This window comes from Thermus amyloliquefaciens (genome assembly GCF_000744885.1).
In the GTDB taxonomy this organism is placed as follows: Bacteria; Deinococcota; Deinococci; order Deinococcales; family Thermaceae; genus Thermus; species Thermus amyloliquefaciens.
In genome coordinates, this window is record NZ_JQMV01000003.1 from 1,851,960 (window position 1) to 1,868,082 (window position 16,123).

Annotated in this window: 14 protein-coding genes and 2 pseudogenes; 7 read left to right on the plus strand and 9 right to left on the minus strand. The window is 67.9% G+C overall.

Annotated features, from left to right (window positions below; genetic code table 11):
• Positions 1–202: 202 nt before the first annotated feature.
• The 5 genes and pseudogenes from BS74_RS09995 to BS74_RS10015 all read left to right on the plus strand — a co-directional run bounded on the left by BS74_RS09995 (position 203) and on the right by BS74_RS10015 (position 6,503).
• A complete protein-coding gene (locus tag BS74_RS09995) occupies positions 203–1,213 on the plus strand; it encodes an LptF/LptG family permease (protein WP_038059164.1) in 1,011 nt (336 codons plus the stop codon).
• Positions 1,210–2,252: pseudogene (locus BS74_RS10000) on the plus strand (LptF/LptG family permease). Before BS74_RS09995 ends, BS74_RS10000 begins: the two are co-directional and overlap by 4 nt.
• Positions 2,249–4,725 (plus strand): annotated as a pseudogene (locus BS74_RS13045) (LPS-assembly protein LptD). Before BS74_RS10000 ends, BS74_RS13045 begins: the two co-directional pseudogenes overlap by 4 nt.
• A 104-nt stretch (positions 4,726–4,829) precedes the next feature.
• Positions 4,830–5,816 carry a hypothetical protein gene (locus BS74_RS10010; protein ID WP_038059166.1) on the plus strand — a complete coding sequence of 329 codons (987 nt, stop codon included), beginning with the start codon at positions 4,830–4,832 and terminating at the stop codon, positions 5,814–5,816.
• Between the two features lie 3 nt (positions 5,817–5,819).
• A complete protein-coding gene (locus tag BS74_RS10015; RefSeq protein WP_038058369.1) occupies positions 5,820–6,503 on the plus strand; it encodes an SDR family NAD(P)-dependent oxidoreductase in 684 nt (227 codons plus the stop codon).
• Here the strand turns inward: BS74_RS10015 and BS74_RS10020 are convergent.
• The 8 genes from BS74_RS10020 to trmB form a co-directional block, all read right to left on the minus strand.
• A complete protein-coding gene (locus BS74_RS10020) occupies positions 6,457–6,759 on the minus strand; it encodes a VanZ family protein (protein WP_051946893.1) in 303 nt (100 codons plus the stop codon). The two genes, BS74_RS10015 and BS74_RS10020, sit on opposite strands and share 47 nt — an antisense overlap.
• Positions 6,760–6,805: 46 nt before the next feature.
• Positions 6,806–7,198, minus strand: coding sequence for a methylmalonyl-CoA epimerase (gene mce, locus BS74_RS10025; RefSeq protein WP_038058371.1), 393 nt, complete (start codon positions 7,196–7,198; stop codon positions 6,806–6,808).
• 9 nt (positions 7,199–7,207) lie between these two features.
• On the minus strand, positions 7,208–8,149 hold the full coding sequence (locus BS74_RS10030; RefSeq protein ID WP_038058372.1) for a 4Fe-4S dicluster domain-containing protein: 942 nt from the start codon (positions 8,147–8,149) through the stop codon (positions 7,208–7,210).
• Positions 8,150–9,214: a bifunctional 3-deoxy-7-phosphoheptulonate synthase/chorismate mutase gene (locus BS74_RS10035; protein WP_038058373.1), complete on the minus strand. Its 1,065-nt coding sequence runs from the start codon at positions 9,212–9,214 to the stop codon at positions 8,150–8,152.
• Between the two features lie 33 nt (positions 9,215–9,247).
• Complete coding sequence (gene tatC / locus BS74_RS10040) at positions 9,248–9,991, minus strand: twin-arginine translocase subunit TatC (protein WP_038058375.1); 744 nt, start codon at positions 9,989–9,991, stop codon at positions 9,248–9,250.
• Complete coding sequence (locus BS74_RS10045) at positions 9,988–10,272, minus strand: TatA/E family twin arginine-targeting protein translocase (RefSeq protein ID WP_038058378.1); 285 nt, start codon at positions 10,270–10,272, stop codon at positions 9,988–9,990. Before BS74_RS10045 ends, tatC begins: the two co-directional genes overlap by 4 nt.
• Before the next feature lie 89 nt (positions 10,273–10,361).
• Entirely contained in the window at positions 10,362–11,723 is a 1,362-nt protein-coding gene (gene glmU / locus BS74_RS10050; protein WP_038058380.1) for a bifunctional UDP-N-acetylglucosamine diphosphorylase/glucosamine-1-phosphate N-acetyltransferase GlmU, read from the minus strand.
• Between the two features lie 18 nt (positions 11,724–11,741).
• Entirely contained in the window at positions 11,742–12,677 is a 936-nt protein-coding gene (gene trmB, locus BS74_RS10055) for a tRNA (guanosine(46)-N7)-methyltransferase TrmB (RefSeq protein WP_038058382.1), read from the minus strand.
• A 72-nt stretch (positions 12,678–12,749) separates the two neighbouring features.
• On the opposite strand from trmB, the gene BS74_RS10060 reads away from it, so the two are divergent.
• A complete protein-coding gene (locus BS74_RS10060; protein WP_038058384.1) occupies positions 12,750–13,352 on the plus strand; it encodes a DUF4388 domain-containing protein in 603 nt (200 codons plus the stop codon).
• Positions 13,349–14,323: an HD-GYP domain-containing protein gene (locus BS74_RS10065; protein ID WP_038058385.1), complete on the plus strand. Its 975-nt coding sequence runs from the start codon at positions 13,349–13,351 to the stop codon at positions 14,321–14,323. The genes BS74_RS10060 and BS74_RS10065 overlap by 4 nt, the downstream gene beginning before the upstream one ends.
• On the opposite strand, the gene BS74_RS10070 is transcribed toward BS74_RS10065, so the two are convergent.
• Entirely contained in the window at positions 14,320–16,107 is a 1,788-nt protein-coding gene (locus BS74_RS10070) for a menaquinone biosynthesis decarboxylase (protein ID WP_038058387.1), read from the minus strand. The genes BS74_RS10065 and BS74_RS10070 overlap by 4 nt on opposite strands.
• Positions 16,108–16,123: the final 16 nt, after the last annotated feature.

The window sequence follows — 16,123 nt, forward strand, 5'->3', positions numbered from 1 at the left end:
CCCCTTTTGGCTGGCTGGGGAGGGGGTCTGGGGGTTTTGGAAGCCAAGCTGTAAGAGCTCCCATTTAGAGGGGCCAGGGCAAGGCGATCCCGCTCCCTGCCTTAAGCCAAAGAAGGGCCAAGAGCCCAAAGCTGGCCAAGGCCCGGGGCTCTTCCCCCCGGCCTGGGGGCGTTTCTCATCTTGGCCCCGTATACTCGGCCTGGTGCTGGGGCGCTACGTCCTCAAGGAAGTCCTGGTCCCCTACCTGGTGGGGGTCCTCCTCTTCGTGGCCCTCCTCACCTTTGACCTCCTCTCCAGCCTCTCCGGGGTGCTCCTGAGCCGGGGGGCCAGCGCCGAGGCCATCCTGACCCTCATCCTCTACCGCCTTCCCTGGACCCTGAGCCTGGCCCTGCCCTTGGGCCTGGTCTTCGCCATCCTGGTGGGCCTGGCCCGCCTCATCCGAGGCTCGGAGCTGAAGGCGGCCTACGCCGCGGGCGTACCCCCCTGGGCCCTTTTGAAACCCCTGGCGCTTCTGGCCCTTTTGGTGAGCCTCTTCAACCTCCTCAACCTGGCCGAGCTCCGCCCCCGGGCCCTCGAGGCCTACGACCGACACCTGGCCCGGCTCCTCTACGGGGAAGGCGGCCTAAGCGGGGTTTTGCGCAAACAGCTCTACGCCGCGGAAGGCCTCGGGGTCTACTACGCGGAAGAGGTCCGGCCCGAGGTGGGGCAAAACCGCCTCTTCGGCATCCGGGTGGTGGACGAAAGGGGCCGGGTCTATAGCGGCCAGGAGGGCGTATGGGACAAGGAGGGGTGGCACTTTCGGGGGTACGTGCTGGAGGAGGGCAAGCCCAAACCCTTCGCCGGCACCCTTCCCTTTCCCGCCCAGTTCCGCCCCAAGGAAAGCCTGGGCTCCCGCGACCCCTACGACTCCACCACCCTAAAGGAGCTTTGGGAGAGGAGCCGGGTGGAAAGCGGGGCCCGCTTTGCCTTTTACCGCCGGCTGGCGGATGCCCTGGGGGGGTTCTTCCTGGGCCTGGTGGCGGCCGCCTTGGGCCTTTCCTTCCGGGAGGCCGCCTGGGCCTTTCTCAGCATCGTCCTCCTCATCTTCGGCTACTACGTGCTCTGGACCCTTTCCGCCCAGCTGGCCCGCTACGACGTGAACCCCCTCCTGGCCTTTCTTCCCAACGCCTTCTTCGCCGCCTTGGGCCTCTTCCTCATCTGGAGGCTTAGATGAAGACCCTGGACCGCTACCTCCTGCGCGAGGCCCTGGCCCACTTCAGCCTGGGGCTTGGGGTCATCGTCCTCCTCTTCCTGGCGGGGGCGGTCTACGAGGTCCTGGCCCCCCTGGTGGCCAAGGGGGCGGACCCCTATACCCTCCTCCGCTACCTCCTCTACCGCACCCCTGAGGCCTTGGTCCGGGGGGCCCCCGTGGCCTACCTCTTCGCCCTTCTCTTCCTCCTCTCCCGCCTGGCCGAGGACTCGGAGCTGAAGGCCCTTCTCGCCTTGGGCATCCGGCGGGAGCGGGTTCTGCTTCCCTTTTTGGCCCTGGGGGGGTTCTGGCCCTTTTGGGCTTCGTCCTGGGGGAAAGCCTGGTGCCCAAAGCCCTGGCGCAGGGGCAGGACCTCCTCCGCAGGCAGGTGCTGGAAAAGCCCCGGACCCTTCTCACCCCGGGCACCACCTTCCAGGACGCCAAGGGTAGGGTGGTCCACGTGGGGGAGGTGGCGCGGGATCGGATCGGAAAGCTGAGGATCCTCTCGAGGGAGGAGGTGATCCTGGCGGAGGAAGGGAGGTTCCAAGGCGGGGTCCTCCAGGTGGCAAGGGGCCTCAGGGTCACCTACGAGGGGGATAGGCCAAGAACCCTGACCCACTTCCAGGAAGGGGAGCTGGTGCTTAAGGACCTCACCTTTGAGCCCTGGCAGAACCCCGCCAACCGCATGACCCTAAGGGAGCTTAGGCAGGAGGTGGAAAGGCTTAGGACCATGGGGGTGAAGGCGGGCCTCGAGGCCACCACCTACCACCGCCGCTTCGCCGAGCCCGCGGCCAGCCTGGTCTTCGCCCTCTTCGCCACGGGGCTCGCCTTCTACCTGCTCGGGGGATCCCGGAGCCTGGGGCTCGTGGGGGTGGCGGTCCTCACCTTCTTCTACTACGCCACCTGGAGCGTGGGGCGGATCATGGGGGAGCAAAACGCCCTGGATCCCCTCCTGGCCGCCTGGGGGCCCAACCTGGTCTATGGCCTGTTGGGGCTTCTCCTCTTTCTGGGAGGGCGAAGGTGAGGTGGCTTTTCGCCCTCCTCCTGCTCTTCCTCCCCGCCCTGGCCCAGGAGAAGGTCTTGAGGGTTTTAGAGGCGGAAAAGCTGGAACTCCGGCAGGAGGGGGAGGAGGAGGTCTACGTGCTCACGGGCAGCCCCGTGCGCCTGGAGCGGGATGGGGAGGCCCTCGAGGCGGGGAGGGTCACCTACTTCCGCACCCGGAGGCTCCTTTTTCTCTCCGAAGGGGTGCGCTACCGCGACCGGGAGGGAAGGCTTGTGGAGGCGGAGGAGCTCCAACTAGACCTCTCCGACGAAAGCTTTGACGCCCTGGAGGTGCGCATCGAGGCCCAGGACCTCCTGCTCACGGGCCCCCTTTGCCAGCGGGTGGCGGGGGCCATCCTCCTGGAAAGGGGCTACGCCACCCCTTGCGCCCCTTGCGGCCAGGAGGTGCCCGACTACGCCTTCCGCGCCCAGGAGATCGTCCTCTATCCCGGGGACCGGGTGGTGGCCCGGGGGGTGGTGCTCCTGGTGGGGGAGAGGCCGGTCCTGGAACTCCCCGCCCTCCTCCTCTTCCTCTCCGAGCGCAGGCCCCGGCTGGAGGTGGGCCAGGATGCGCAAGGGGTCTACGTGAAGGCCGCCTTGCCCTACGTCTCCGACTTCGGCCTGGGGTTCACCCTCCTCGCCTACTATGAGGGGCGGGGCTACGGCTTCGGCTTTGACCACGTGGGCACCGGGGAGGCCAAGGAGCGCTACTTCTTCCTCCACACCCCCCCGGAGACCTTCCAGTACCGGGGGGAGTACGCCCTAAAGCGGCAGGAGTTCTCGGTGAGCGCCCTTCTGGAGCGGGACGATACCCGGGAAAAGCTCTCCCGCTTCCGCCTGGAGGGCCTCCTCCCCGGCGCCCCCACCCCGGGGGACTGGCGCTACGCCCTGCGGCTGGAGGGCTTCCTGGACCACGACCCCGCCACCCCTCCCCCCGCACCCTGCAGCGCCTGCCCGAGCTGGAGGTGCAAAGCCCCGTCCTGCGGGAAGGGCCTTTTAGCGTGCAAGGAAGCCTGGCCGTGGGCCGCTACCTGGCGGAGACCAACCCCCTAAACCGCTCCGCCCGGGCCCTGGGGCCCTACGCGGAGGCGGAAAGGGCCCTTTTTGCCCACAGCGAAAGCCTCGCCCTCACCCCCTGGCCCGGGGCCACCTTGCGGGCGGAAAACCGCTTCCGGGGCTTTTACTACACCACGCAGAACCCGGATGGGGAGCCCGAGCGCCAGGTGGACTGGACCACCTCCGCCAGCCTGCGGCAGGCCCTGGGGGGCTTGAGCCTCGAGGCCGCCTATACCCGAAGCGTCCAGGAGGGGGAAAGCCCCTTCCGCTTTGACGCCCTGCCCCAGCGGCGGAGCCACCAGGCCACCCTTAGCCTGGGCTTCCAGGAAAGGCCCCTCCTCCTCAGCCTGAAAGCGGGAAGGGACCTGGAGGCGGGGCGCTACCTGCCCCTCGAGGCCCAGGCCGCCCTCCAGGAGCCGGGTTACACCCTTACCCTTTTCCACAAGCGGGGCCTTGCGGGGGAAGGCCCCCTGGAGACCCGCCTGGAAGGGGGCCTCACCCCCTACCCCTTCTCCCTGAAGGCCAGCCTCCGCTACGACCACCCCAAGGCCCTCTTTGACCCCCTCCTCCTCCAGGCGGGCTACGCCCTGCCGGGGGGAAGCCTGAACCTCACCCACCGCCACGACCTCAATGGCCAAGGCGCCCTCACCACCGACCTCACCTACGCCCTGCGGGAGGGGGCGAACGCCTACACCCTCCAGGCCAGGCGGGACTGGCGGCAAGACGCCCTGGCCCTCCAGGGGCAGGCCATCCTGGGGCCGCAGAGCCTCTCCCTGCAGGCCACCTTGGACCCCAAGGCCCTGGCCTACACCCTGGGCTTCCGCTCAGGGGTGGCCCCGGGGCCCCTGGGGGAGCTGGCCCTTTCCGGGCGTTACCAGGAGGGTTTCCGGGCCACGAACCTCCGCCTCAGCCTCACCCAGGCCCAACCGGAGGTGGGCTTCCGCCTAAGCGCCAACCTGCACCTGCCGGAGGTGGAGGACAAGGAGGTGTACCTGAAGGACGCCACCTTCAGCGGGGGGGTGGAGCTGTGGCGGCCCGTGCCTGCGGACGAGGAGGGGGAAGGGGCTATCCCCGGGCTTTCCCTCTCGGGGAGCCTGACCTATACCCGGAAGACCGGCACCCCCGAGGGTTATGGCCTCTCCTTGCGGAACTTCGGCCCCACCCTCACCTTCCTGGGCCGGGAAAACACCAAGCTCCACCTTTCCGCCCTCCTCACGCAAAACCTTCCGGGGGAACCCCTGAAGCCCCGGTTCCTCCTGGTCCTGGACCGATGCTGCTGGGCCCTGCGCTTCACCCTGGACGCCGCCAAGGGCAGCGTGGGCCTGGCCTTCCTCTACGGGGGCCAGGCGGCGGGGCTTCTCCTTTCGGAAGAGGGCGTGAAGCTGGGAGGTGGACCGTGAAAGGATTGCGCCGCTTGGGTGGCCCGCCTTGGCTTTCCCCACCCCGGGGGCCCCGGAAGGGCTTTGGGCATCGCCCCCCTTCCCTGTCCGTTGCGGGAACCTCCCTGCAACGGCACCTGCTCCTAGCCCTCTTGCTCCTTCTCCTCGCCGCCTGCACGGGAAGCCAAGAGCCGCCCCTGCCCGCCTTGGTGGCGGCGGGGGGCGGGGGTGAGGTGCGCTTCTACCGGGCGCGGGACCTGCAGGAGGGCACGGGGAACCCCGTGGCCACCTGGGATGCCCAAAACCTCCAGGACCTGGCCTACAGCAACGCCTTCCAAAGGCTCTACCTTCTCTTCCCCGACCGAATGGAGGCCTACGACACCGCCACCTTCACGGAAAACGCCGTCCCACAGGGCTCCCCCACCGAGGCCTCCCTCCCCGCGGACTGCGCCGGGGGCTACCTGCGCCTGGGGCAAAGCCGGCTCCTGGCCCACTGCCCAGGGGCAGGAAGGGCCTTCCTCTGGAGCCTGGACGGCTCGGGGAACCCGGAGGAGGTGGACCTCACCGGCCTTCCCCCGGAGGTGCGCCTGGCCCTCTTCCCCCAAGGAGGGCAGGAGGTTTTGGCCTACATGACCCGGGAGGCCCTGGGCTACCGTCCCGCCCAGAACCCCTCGGGCACCCCCAGCCTGGAAAAGCCCTTGGACCCCCAGGCCAGCCAAGGCCCCTTTGACCTCCAGCTGGACCGGGCCCGGGGAAGGCTTCTCGGGCTTGCCGCCACCCCCACGGAGGTACGCCTCTACGCCCTGGAAGGGGATGCCTTGACAAGCCGCAAGGTGCTGGGGGACTTCCCTCAGCCCAGCCGCCTGGCCCTGGACCCCGTGGGGGCGGTGGTCTACGGCCAGGGGTTCCAGGTGCTCCTGCCCAAGGAATCCCCCCTGCAGCAGGAGTTTCGCACCTACACCGCTGGGCTGGTGGGCCAGGACGGCTACCTCTACCTGGCCCAGGGGCAGAGCCTCGAGGTCTACGACCTGGTGCCCTCCCCACCCCTTTTCCTGCGCTCCTCAAACCTGGGGTTCAGCCCCACCTCCTTGGCCTTCATCCCGGTAGAATGAGGCATGCTCCAAGGCAAAGCCTTTTTGGTCACGGGGGCGGGAGGCGCCTTGGCCCGGGCGGTGATCCCCGCCTTGCACCGGGCAGGGGCCAGGCTCTTCCTCTCCGACCCCAGGGAGGAAAGGATGGCGGAGCGGGCCAGGACCTACGGGGCGAAGACCTTTGTCGCCGACCTCACCCGCCTGGAGGAGGCCCTGGCCCTGGCCCGCTTCGTGGAGGGGCAAGCTCCCCTTTACGGGGTGGTGCACACCGTGGGGGGCTTCGCCGCCGGGCGCTTTCTGGACTCGGACCCCGGGCTTTACGACTGGATGCTGGACCTGAACCTGCGCACCGCCTTCAACCTGCTCCAGGCGGTCCTGCCCTACATGGAAAGGCGGGGGGAGGGTTTCTTCGCCGCCATCGCCGCCGGGCCCGCCTGGACGGGGGCCGGGCCGGGAAGGGCCCTTTACGCCATGGCCAAGGCCGCCCTGGCCACCCTCCTGCGGTCCCTCCAGGGGGAGGTGGAGGGGGTGCGGTTCCTCATCCTCTACCCCATGGGCACCCTGGACACCGAGGCCAACCGCAAGGCCATGCCCGAGGCCGATCCCAGCCGCTGGATCTCCCCGGAAATCCTGGCCGAGGCCATCCTCCTGGGGGCCTCCGCTAAGGGCGGCCGGCTTCTGGAACTTCCCATCTACCCCCCAGCCTAGCCCCCACCCAGGCCCCCAGGGCATCGGCCAGGAGGTCCCAGCCGAAGGCCTCCCGTCCGGGAACGAAGCTTTGGTGCCACTCGTCCGCCAGGCCGTAGAGGGCGGCCACAAAGAAGGCGGGGCGGAAAACCCCAAGGCCCAAGCGCAGGAGCAGCCCCAGGAGGGCGTAGGCCAGGAAGTGGGCGGCCTTGTCCCAGGGGTGGGGTAGGCCCACCCCGGTGGCGGGCTGGTGGGAAAGCCAAAAGAGGAGGGCCATGTGCCCCAGGGCGAGGAGAAGGGGCAGAGGGCGGAAGCCCAAGGGGCTACTCCTCCACCAGCTCCCAAAGCACCCCCAGGCCAAAGCTGGGGTGGAGGAAGGCCACCCTATGGCCGCCAAAACCGGGCCTGGGGACCTCGTCTATGAGCCTAGCCCCTTCCGCCTTAAGCCGGGCAAGCTCCTCCTGGATCCGGGGCGTGGCGAAGGCCAGGTGGTGGAGGCCGGGACCCCGCTTCTCCAGAAACCGCCCCACGGGGGTGTCGGGGCCCAGGGGGGCCAGAAGCTCCAATAGGGTCTCCCCGGCCCCCCGCAGCATGGCCACCCGCACCCCTTGGGCCGCCACCTCCCCCTCGGCCACCGGGGCAAAGCCCAGGAGGCGGTAACGGGCCTTGGCCGCCTCGAGGTCCTCCACCGCGATGCCCACATGGTGTAGCCGCATGGGGAGATTTTACAGGTCGTACCAGGGGGGCTTACCCCGGTAAAGTTCCAGCTCCTCGGTTACCTCTTCCTTGGAGGCCTCCTCGAGGCGGATCACCTGGGGCGGGCAGCTCTCCACGCAGGCCCCGCACCCGGTGCAGGCCTCCACCTTCAGGCGCAGCACGTACTCCTCCCCCTCCCGCACCCGGTAGACCGCCTCCGTGGGGCAGACGTTGGTGCACACCGGGCAAAGGGTACAGCCCTCCTCCACCCGGATCCTGGGCCAGCGCACCCCAGGTGCCCGCCCGGCCGCAAGCCGGCGCAGGCGAAGCTCCGCCGGCAAACCCTTTTCCTCCGGTTCCGCGGCTAGGGGAGGTTCGGGCACCAGGTCGGCGGCGGTGCGCTTGGCGCTTCCCAGAAGGGCCTGGAAGAGCTCCCTCCGGCCCACCTTCTCCCCGGGAAGCTCCCCTTGGATCACCTCCACCTCCACGGGATGGTAGCGCTGGGCCTCCGCCACCATGCGCTGGAGGTGCTCGGGCACCGAGGGGCCCCCGATCTTACAGGTGGCGCACTCCCCCCGGGCCAGGATGAGCTTGCCAAAACGGCTTCCCGCCTCGGCCAGAAGCCCGGGGGTGAGGCGGCCGAGGCAAAGCACCTCCTCCCCCTTGCCCTCCGCCTTGGAGCAACGGATCTGCCCCTTGCCCCGGATCAGGGCCTCCTGCATCCCCCCCAAGGGGTACTCCAGGGCGATGCCGGGGCAGACCCCCGTGCACAAGCCACACCCCGTGCACAGGACCTCGTCCAGCTCCACCCGGAAGCTTTCCAGCTGCACCGCCCCCTTGGGACAGACCTGGTAGCACCGGTCGCACCCCCCCACGCTGTTCTTGTAGAGGAGGCAGCGAGCCTCGGTGTAGCGGGGCCTGGGGTCGGTGGCCTTGAGGAAGGCGTTCAGCAGGTTATCCAAGAAACCCATTCACGCCCCTAGGAGGTCCTCTATGGCCTGCAAGAAGGCCTCAAACTGCCGGAAGTCCATCTGCTGCTGGTTGTCGGAAAGGGCCACCTTGGGGTTGGGGTGGACCTCCACGTGCACCCCGTCGGCCCCCACCGCCAGGGCCGCCCGGGCCAGGGGGGCCAGGAGGTCCGTGCGCCCGGCGGCGTGGGTCACGTCCACCACCACCGGCAGGTGGGTCTCCTGCTTGGCCAAGGCCACGGCGGAGAGGTCCAGGGTGTTTCGCGTCCAGCGCTCAAAGGTGCGGATCCCCCTTTCCGCCAGGATCACCTGCTCGTTGCCCTGGGAAAGGATGTACTCGGCGGCGTAGAACCATTCCTCCATGGTGGCGGAAAGCCCCCGCTTGAGGAGGACGGGCCTCCCCGAGCGGCCCACCTCCTTGAGGAGGGCGAAGTTCTGCATGTTGCGGGCCCCCACCTGCAGGATGTCCGCGTACTCCGCCACCACCTCCACGTCCCGGGTGTCCATGACCTCGGTGACGAAGACCATGCCGTGGGCGTCCGCCGCCCGGCGGCCGATCCTAAGACCCTCCACCCCCAGGCCCTGGAAGCCGTAGGGGCTCGTCCTGGGCTTGAAGGCCCCACCCCTCAAGACCCTAACCCCTTTGGCGGCCAGGAAGCTTGCGGTTTCCATCATCTGCTCCTCGGACTCGATGGAGCAGGGCCCAGCGATGAGGAGGGGCTTCTCCCCAAAGACCACGTCCCGCACCCGCACCCGGGTGGGCTCGGGCTTGTGTTTCCGGGAGTAGAGGAACTTCTTTTGGTCCTCCTTCTCCTCGAGGTCCAGGCTGGCCTTGAAGATCTCCTTAAAAAGCTTCCGGATGGTTTCCGCAGGAAAGGGGCCGGGGTTTTCCGCGGTGAGGTAGGAGAGCATCTCCTCCTCCCGCTTGGGGTCGTAGTGGGGCAGGCCCAGTTCCGTCTGGATGCGGCCGATCTCCTGCACCAGCCTCCCCCGTTCGGAAAGGAGGCGCAGGATTTCCCGGTTCACCCGGTCCACCTCTTTTCTGAGGGCCAGGATGCGCTCGTCCATGGGCTATTGTAAAGGGCTAAACCCCGCCGGCTGTCAAGCGGCCCCCTCCTGGGGACGGGCCCTTTCCGCCAGCCGAGCCACCAAGACGGAAACCCAGTAGAGAAGGAGGAGCGGCCCGGTGACGATGGAGAGGGAGACCACGTCCACCGTGGGGGTGATGAGCGCCGCCAGGGTGAGGAGGAGGACCACCGCCACCCGCCAGTTGCGGGCCAAGAAGCCGGAGGAGAGGATCCCCAGCCGGGCCAAAAGGTAGCTCACCACCGGCATCTCAAACACCAAGCCCATGACGCTCATCATCATGAGGACCTGGCCCATGTAGCGGCCGATGGAGATCTGGGGGGTGATGACGTCCCCCAGAAAGCCCAAGAGGAAGGGGATGGCGAAGGGCAGAAAGCCGTAGTAGGCGAAAAGGGCCCCCAGGGCGAAGCTGAAGCCCGCCCCCAGCAGAAAAGGCCCCGCCAGGCGCTTCTCATGCTCATACAGGCCAGGGGCGATGAAGGCCCAGGCTTGGTAGACGATGAAGGGTAAGGCCAGCACCAGGCCCCCGAAGGCCGCCACCTTCAAGGAGACCAAAAAGGGCTCGGCGATGTCCAAGACGATGAGGTTGACCTGGATGTTGTTCTGCTTGGCCGCCAGGTCCAAGGGCCGCTTCAGCCACTCCAAAAGCTGGACACGGAAGCTCCAGGCCACCCCCGTGCCCACCACCCAGGCCACCAGGGACCAGAGGATGCGGGCTCTAAGTTCCTCGAGGTGCTCTACCAGGGGTGCTTCCTTCAAGCCTTACGCTCCTCTTGGGCTTCGGAAACCTCAGGGGTCCTGCTGGGGGAAGCCTCGGAAACCGCCCCAAACTCCGACCTAGCCAACCTAGCCCCTTCGGGGCCCTTGTCTTCCCGTACCTCCACCGTCTTCTCCAGCTCCTCCCGGATCTCCTGGGCCCCCCGCTTGAACTCCCGGATGCTCTGGCCCAGGGAACGGCCGAGCTCGGGAAGCTTCTTGGGCCCAAAGATGAGGAGGGCCACCACCAGGATCACCAGGATTTCCGGCATGCCCAGGTTCATACTCCGCAGTTTACCACCGGGTCCGCAAGGGAGGTGAAACCTCCCTTATCCTTTCCCGCCCCGGCCCCGGGAAAGGGGCCAGGCTGGGGTCAGCCCTCCTCCCGTTTCTTACGGGCGTAGCCCAGCAGGTTCCGTTGCCTTTCCCGGGCGATGGCCAGAGCGTCCTCGGGCACCTCGTGGGTGATGACGCTCCCCGCCCCCACCATGGCCCCATCCCCCACCTTGACCGGGGCCACCAAGACGGCGTTGGAGCCGATGAAGGCCCCCTTGCCGATATGGGTCTTGTGCTTGCGCTTGCCGTCAAAGTTGGCGGTGATGACCCCGGCCCCGATGTTGGTGCCCTCCCCCACCTCGGCATCCCCCAAATACGCCAGATGCCCCGCCTTGACCCCCGGGTGGAGGAGGCTATTCTTCACCTCCACGAAGTTGCCCACGTGGGCCCCCTCCCTGAGGACCGCCCCCGGGCGTAGCCGGGCGAAGGGGCCCGCATCGGCCCCCCGGCCCACCACCGCCCCCTGGGCCACGGTGTGGGCCAGCACCTTGGCCCCGGGCTCCAAGAGGGTGTCCTCCAGGATGGCGTAAGGCCCCACCTCGGCCCCTTCCCCGATTTGGGTCTTGCCCTTGAGCACCACCCCCGGCCAGAGGGTCACGTCGGGGGCGAGCTCCACGCTGGCCTCCAGGTAGATGCTCTCGGGCAGGATCATCCGCACCCCCTTCCGCATCCACTCCCGGCGGAGGGCAGAAAGGAGCACCCCCTCCACCCGGGCCAGCTCCTCCCGGGTGTTCACCCCAAGGGCCTCCTCCGCCACCCCTGGCACCGCCACCACCCTCCGCCCCTTGGCCCGGTAGATGGCGATGAGGTCGGGAAGGTAGTACTCCCGGGCGGCGTTTTCGTTGCGCACCTCCTTGAGGGCGGTGAAGAGGAGGTCATCAAAGGCATAGGCCCCGGCGTTCACCTCCCGGATGGCCCTAATCTCCGGGGAGGCGTCCTTTTCCTCCACGTTGCCCAAAACCTCCTCCCCCTGGCGCAGGATGCGGCCATAGCCGGTGGGATCGGGAAGCTCCACGGTGAGGAGGGCCATGCCCGCCCCCTCCCGCACCCTTTCCAGAAGGGCCCTGAGGGTTTCCGGGCGGAGAAGGGGGGTGTCCCCTTGGGTGACCAGGGTGGGGCCGGGGAAGCCCCCGAGGAGGGCCTCCGCCTGCAAAAGGGCGTGGGCGGTGCCCAGCTGTTCCTCCTGCACCGCCACCTCCACCGGGTAGGCCCTTAGGGCCTCCACCACCTGCTCGGCCCCGTGGCCCACCACCACCACGAGCCTTTTGGGCTCCAGGGCCAAGGCGGTTTCCACCGCGTAGGCCAGCATGGGCTTGCCCAGGAGGGGATGGAGGACCTTGGGCAGGCGGGATCTCATCCGGGTCCCCTGCCCCGCGGCCAGGATCACGTGCGCGTGCATAAGGCTATTTTAGGGGGGCTAGGTGTGGTCCTGGACCACCTCGAGGCCCGCCTTCCCCAACTCCCGCACCAGGGCCCGCACCGCCTCCTTCACCCCCTCGGTGATGAGGGGGCTACCGAAACGGCTCACCCCCGCATAAACCCCGTGCGCGCTCCTCCGCACCTCCAGAAGCAGGTCCTGGGTGAGGTCCTCCTCCTCCACATGGGTGAGGACATAAAAACCCTCCTCCCCCCGGGCCACCTCCAAAAAGACCGCCACCCCTCCAGGGAGGGCCAGGGGAGTCCTGGGCAAGACGAGCCTTTCGGGCAGATTCCCCTTCAGCAAGGCATGGGCCACCTCGTACCTCCTTATGGGCGGCCAAGGATGGGGGTCCTCGGCCACCTTGGTGAAGACCGCATGGAAAAAGCTCCGGCCCGCCTCCCGCCACTTTAAGGCGTACTTGGTGCGCAGGTGGGCCTCCGGCGGCTCCCTGACCTCCAGGCGGTAAAGCCCGCTTCTTTCCGCCTCCTCCAGGGCAAAGCGGAAATACTCCTCGTGGTCGGTGGTGAGGAGGAGGTCCCCACCCTCCACAAGCCGGGTGGAAAGCCTGCGGAAAAAACCCTCCTGCAGAAGCCGCTTCCGCTGGTGGCGCTTTTTGGGCCAGGGATCGGGAAAGTTGACGATGACCCGCCTCAGGCTCCTGGGCGGCACCAGGTTCCTGAGGGCGAAGGGGCCTTGCCCATGGTAAAGGCGCACGTTGCCTATCCCTTCGCGGCGCAGGCGCCGGTAGGCCCTAAGGACGCTGGCCGCGGAGATCTCAGCCCCCAGGATGAGCCATTCCGGATGGGCCTTGGCCAGCTCCGCGGTGAAACGGCCATCGCCAAAGCCCACCTCGAGGACCAAGGGCCCTTCCCGGCCAAAGAGATCCGCCACCCCCGGGGGCCAAGAGGGAAGAAGGGCAGGCCGCACCAACACAAGGGGGGATTATACGCCCTTTTCAAACCCTTTTCACAGGGGAGCCCTAGGGTGAAGGCAGGAGGTCCGGTTATGGCCCTGTTTGGGACCCTCGAGGGCTTGCCCCTAGAGGAGCTCCTCCAGCTCCTTGCCCAGAAGGAAGGGGCCCTGGAAATTTGGAACCTGAAGGATATTCCCCCCACCACCCTCTACCTCAAGCCCGGCCATATTCGTTCCATTGACCAGCACGGCAAACCCCTGGAGGCCCTGGCCGCCAAGGCCACCCTGCAGGCCTTGCTCCAAGCCCGCCAAGGGAGCTTTGAGTTTATCCCCGGGGCAAAACCCAAGCACCCGCACCGCCTGAACTGGCCCGTGGAGAAGGCCCTCCTAAGCACCATCACCCTCCAGGACGAGTTGGAGCGCTACCGCCCGTACCTCCCCCCTCCCAAGGCCCTCTTCAAGGTTGCCGATCTGGCCAAGATACCCCCAGAGGAAGGTTTTCTGGCAAATTCGCTTCCCTACCTGAAAAAAGGGGCGTCAGCAGAAGACCTCTCCAAGGCCCTCGGCCTGCCCCTGGACCTGGTGCGGTTTCACCTCTTCCGCCTGGAACGAAAAGGGCTGGTAAAACGCACGGGGCAAATGGATAGCGGCCGCTCCAGCTTTCTGGGCCAGCTACTCCGGGGGGTGAGGCCATGAAGCGCCCGCAGTCCCTCCCCGCCAAAAAGGTTTTGCTGGTAGACGATGAACCCATCCAACGCCTCCTCCTCATGCGGGCCCTGGCCCCCTTGGAGGTGGAGGTCCAAGAGGCCAGGAACGGCCAAGAAGCCCTGGACATCCTCCGGGACGGCCTGCCCCACGTGGTCCTCACGGACCTGCACATGCCCCTGATGGATGGCCTCGAGCTCACCCGCAGGGTAAAGGCCCTGGACCCCCTCCTCCCCGTCATCCTCCTCACCGCCGATGGGGACAAGGAGGTGCGCCTTAGGGGCCTAGAGGCCGGGGCCGACGACTTCCTGAACCGGCCTGTGGACCTGACGGAGCTCAGGCTTCGGGTCAAGGGCCACTTGGAGCGCCGGCAACTGCAGGAAAAGCTGGAGGACCTGGAAAGGGCCCTCCTCGCCCTGGTGCGGGCGGTGGAGGCCAAGGACGCCTACACCGCAGGCCACGGGGAGCGGGTGGCCGAGTACGCCTTGTGGACCGCGGAGGAGCTGGGGGCCAAGGAAGCCGAGATGGAGGATCTGCGCCTGGGGGCCCTTCTCCACGACGTGGGCAAGATCGGCATCCCCGACCACATCCTGCGGGGGGATTACCCCCTCACCGAGCACGAGTGGCGGCTTATCCGCGAGCACCCGGTGAAGGGGGACGAGATCCTCCGCCCCTTGCGGGCCTACGCCCGGCTCAAGCCCTACGTGCGCTGGCACCACGAGCGCTTGGACGGCTCCGGCTACCCCGATGGGATCACGGACATCCCCCTTTTGGTCCAAACGGTAACCGCCGCGGATATCTACGACGCCCTCACCAGCGGGCGCACCTACCGCACCCCCCTCAAGCCGGAGGAGGCCCTGGGGGTGCTGGAGGAGGAGGTGGGCAAGGGGCGGCTTCACCGGGAGGTGGTGCGGGCCATGAAAAGCGCCCTCCTCCGCAACCGGGCCCTGCGGAGGGCCTAAAAGCCGTACTCCTCCCAGCGGGAATCCACCAGGGCTTGGATGCGGGCATCCATGCGGATGCGCTCCGGCCAGGGGCGATTAAAACCCTCCTCCGGGAGCTTACGGGTACCGTCCAGCACCAAAACCGGGCCTTCCACCCCCTCCATCACCCGGGCGTCCCGCTCGGGGTCAATGTTGTTGAGCACCGCCCAAAGGAGTTCCTCGGGGGTGAGGGCGGTGTCATGGTCCGCCAGCAACAGGAGCCGGATACCCGCGCTGGCCGGTGCCCGCAAAAGCCGCTCCGCCAAGGCCCAGGCCTGGCCGGGCCGCTCCTTGCGCAAGGCCACCCCCCAGACCCCCGGCCACTGCCGCTGCGCCAAGGCCTCCGGATCCCCGGGGAGGTCTGCGTGGGCCTTGGGGGTGAAGGGCACCTCCCCGCCCTCCTCCGGGAGCTTGCGGGTGCCGTCAATTAGGAGCTTGCCCCCGAAGGCGAAGGCCCGGGCGCTATGGTCCAGGACGTCCATGGGCCCCCGGAGGAGCAGGGTGTCCCTCCCGGGAAGGGCGTGCTCCAGGGCCTTCAAGAGGGCGGAAAAGCCCGGTTTCAGGGGAACGTTCTCGTCCACCGCCACGATCACCTTGGCGAACATCATCTGCCCCAGGCCCAGCATCCCGTAGGCCACCTTGTAGGCCTGCCCCGGGTACTCCTTCCGGAGGGCCACGTTCACCCAGTTGTGGGCCACCCCCTCAGGGGGCATGTGGTAGTCGGCCACCTCGGGGAGGATAAGGCGCAAGGGCGGCAGGAAAAGGCGCTCCGAGGCCTCAATGAGGTAGGCGTCCTCCATGGGGGGCACCCCCACGATGGTGGCGGGGTAGATGGCCCCCTTGCGGTGGGTGATGGCGGTGACGTGGAAGCGGGGGTAGAGGTCTACAGGGGTGTAAAAGCCCGTGTGGTCCCCAAAAGGGCCCTCCGCCACCAGGGATTCCTGGGGGTCAATGTAACCTTCCAACACGAACTCGGCCTCGGCGGGCACGGGGAGGTCTACGCTGACCCCCTTGGCCAGTTCCATGGGGGCCCCCCGCAGGAACCCCGCCAGGTGGAACTCGCTCACCCCCGGCAAGGGGGGTAGGGGAGCGGTGGCGGCGTAGGTGAGGACCGGGTCGCCCCCCAAGGCCACGGCCACCTCCAGCCGCTTGCCCAGCTTCCTGGCCTTCTCCAGGTGGCGGCGGCCCACCTTGTGGAGCTGCCAGTGCATGGCCGTGCTCCGCCTGTCCAGGACCTGCATGCGGTACATGCCTAGGTTGAGCTCCCCGGTTTCCGGGTCCTTGGTGATGACCAGGGGCAGGGTGAGGAAGGGCCCGCCGTCCAGGGGCCAGCACTTGAGGATGGGGAGGCGGGAGAGGTCCACCTCCTCCCCCCTTAGCACCACCTCCTGCACCGGGGCCCTGGCCACCCCCCTGGGGAAAAACCCCCGGAGGAGGGGAAGCTTGGGAAGAAGCCCCAAAAGGGCGGAAAGCCCCCCTTTGCCCGGCTTGAGCTCCAGGAGGGTTTCCACCTTGCGGGCCAACTCGTCCAGATCCTTTACCCCCAGGGCGAAGGCGGTGCGCTCCCGGGTGCCGAAGAGGCCGATGGCCACGGGGAAGTCCTTACCCACCACCCTCTCAAAAAGGAGGGCGGGGCCGCCCCCCTTCACCATGCGGTCGGCGATCTCGGTGATCTCCAGCTCGCTGGAAACGGGGACCCGTACCCGTTTGAGCTCGCCCCGCCTCTCCAGGGCCTCCAGGTAGGCGCGGAGGTTCCTAAACACCCCCAAGCTTACCGGA

Excerpts from the sequence above, each read along its gene's own strand:
- BS74_RS10015 (WP_038058369.1), top strand. The coding sequence starts at position 5,820 with ATGCTCCAAGGCAAAGCCTTTTTGGTCACGGGGGCGGGAGGCGCCTTG.
- BS74_RS10020 (WP_051946893.1), bottom strand. The coding sequence starts at position 6,759 with ATGGCCCTCCTCTTTTGGCTTTCCCACCAGCCCGCCACCGGGGTGGGC.
- mce (WP_038058371.1), bottom strand. The coding sequence starts at position 7,198 with ATGCGGCTACACCATGTGGGCATCGCGGTGGAGGACCTCGAGGCGGCC.
- BS74_RS10030 (WP_038058372.1), bottom strand. The coding sequence starts at position 8,149 with ATGGGTTTCTTGGATAACCTGCTGAACGCCTTCCTCAAGGCCACCGAC.
- BS74_RS10035 (WP_038058373.1), bottom strand. The coding sequence starts at position 9,214 with ATGGACGAGCGCATCCTGGCCCTCAGAAAAGAGGTGGACCGGGTGAAC.
- BS74_RS10045 (WP_038058378.1), bottom strand. The coding sequence starts at position 10,272 with ATGAACCTGGGCATGCCGGAAATCCTGGTGATCCTGGTGGTGGCCCTC.
- glmU (WP_038058380.1), bottom strand. The coding sequence starts at position 11,723 with ATGCACGCGCACGTGATCCTGGCCGCGGGGCAGGGGACCCGGATGAGA.
- BS74_RS10060 (WP_038058384.1), top strand. The coding sequence starts at position 12,750 with ATGGCCCTGTTTGGGACCCTCGAGGGCTTGCCCCTAGAGGAGCTCCTC.
- BS74_RS10065 (WP_038058385.1), top strand. The coding sequence starts at position 13,349 with ATGAAGCGCCCGCAGTCCCTCCCCGCCAAAAAGGTTTTGCTGGTAGAC.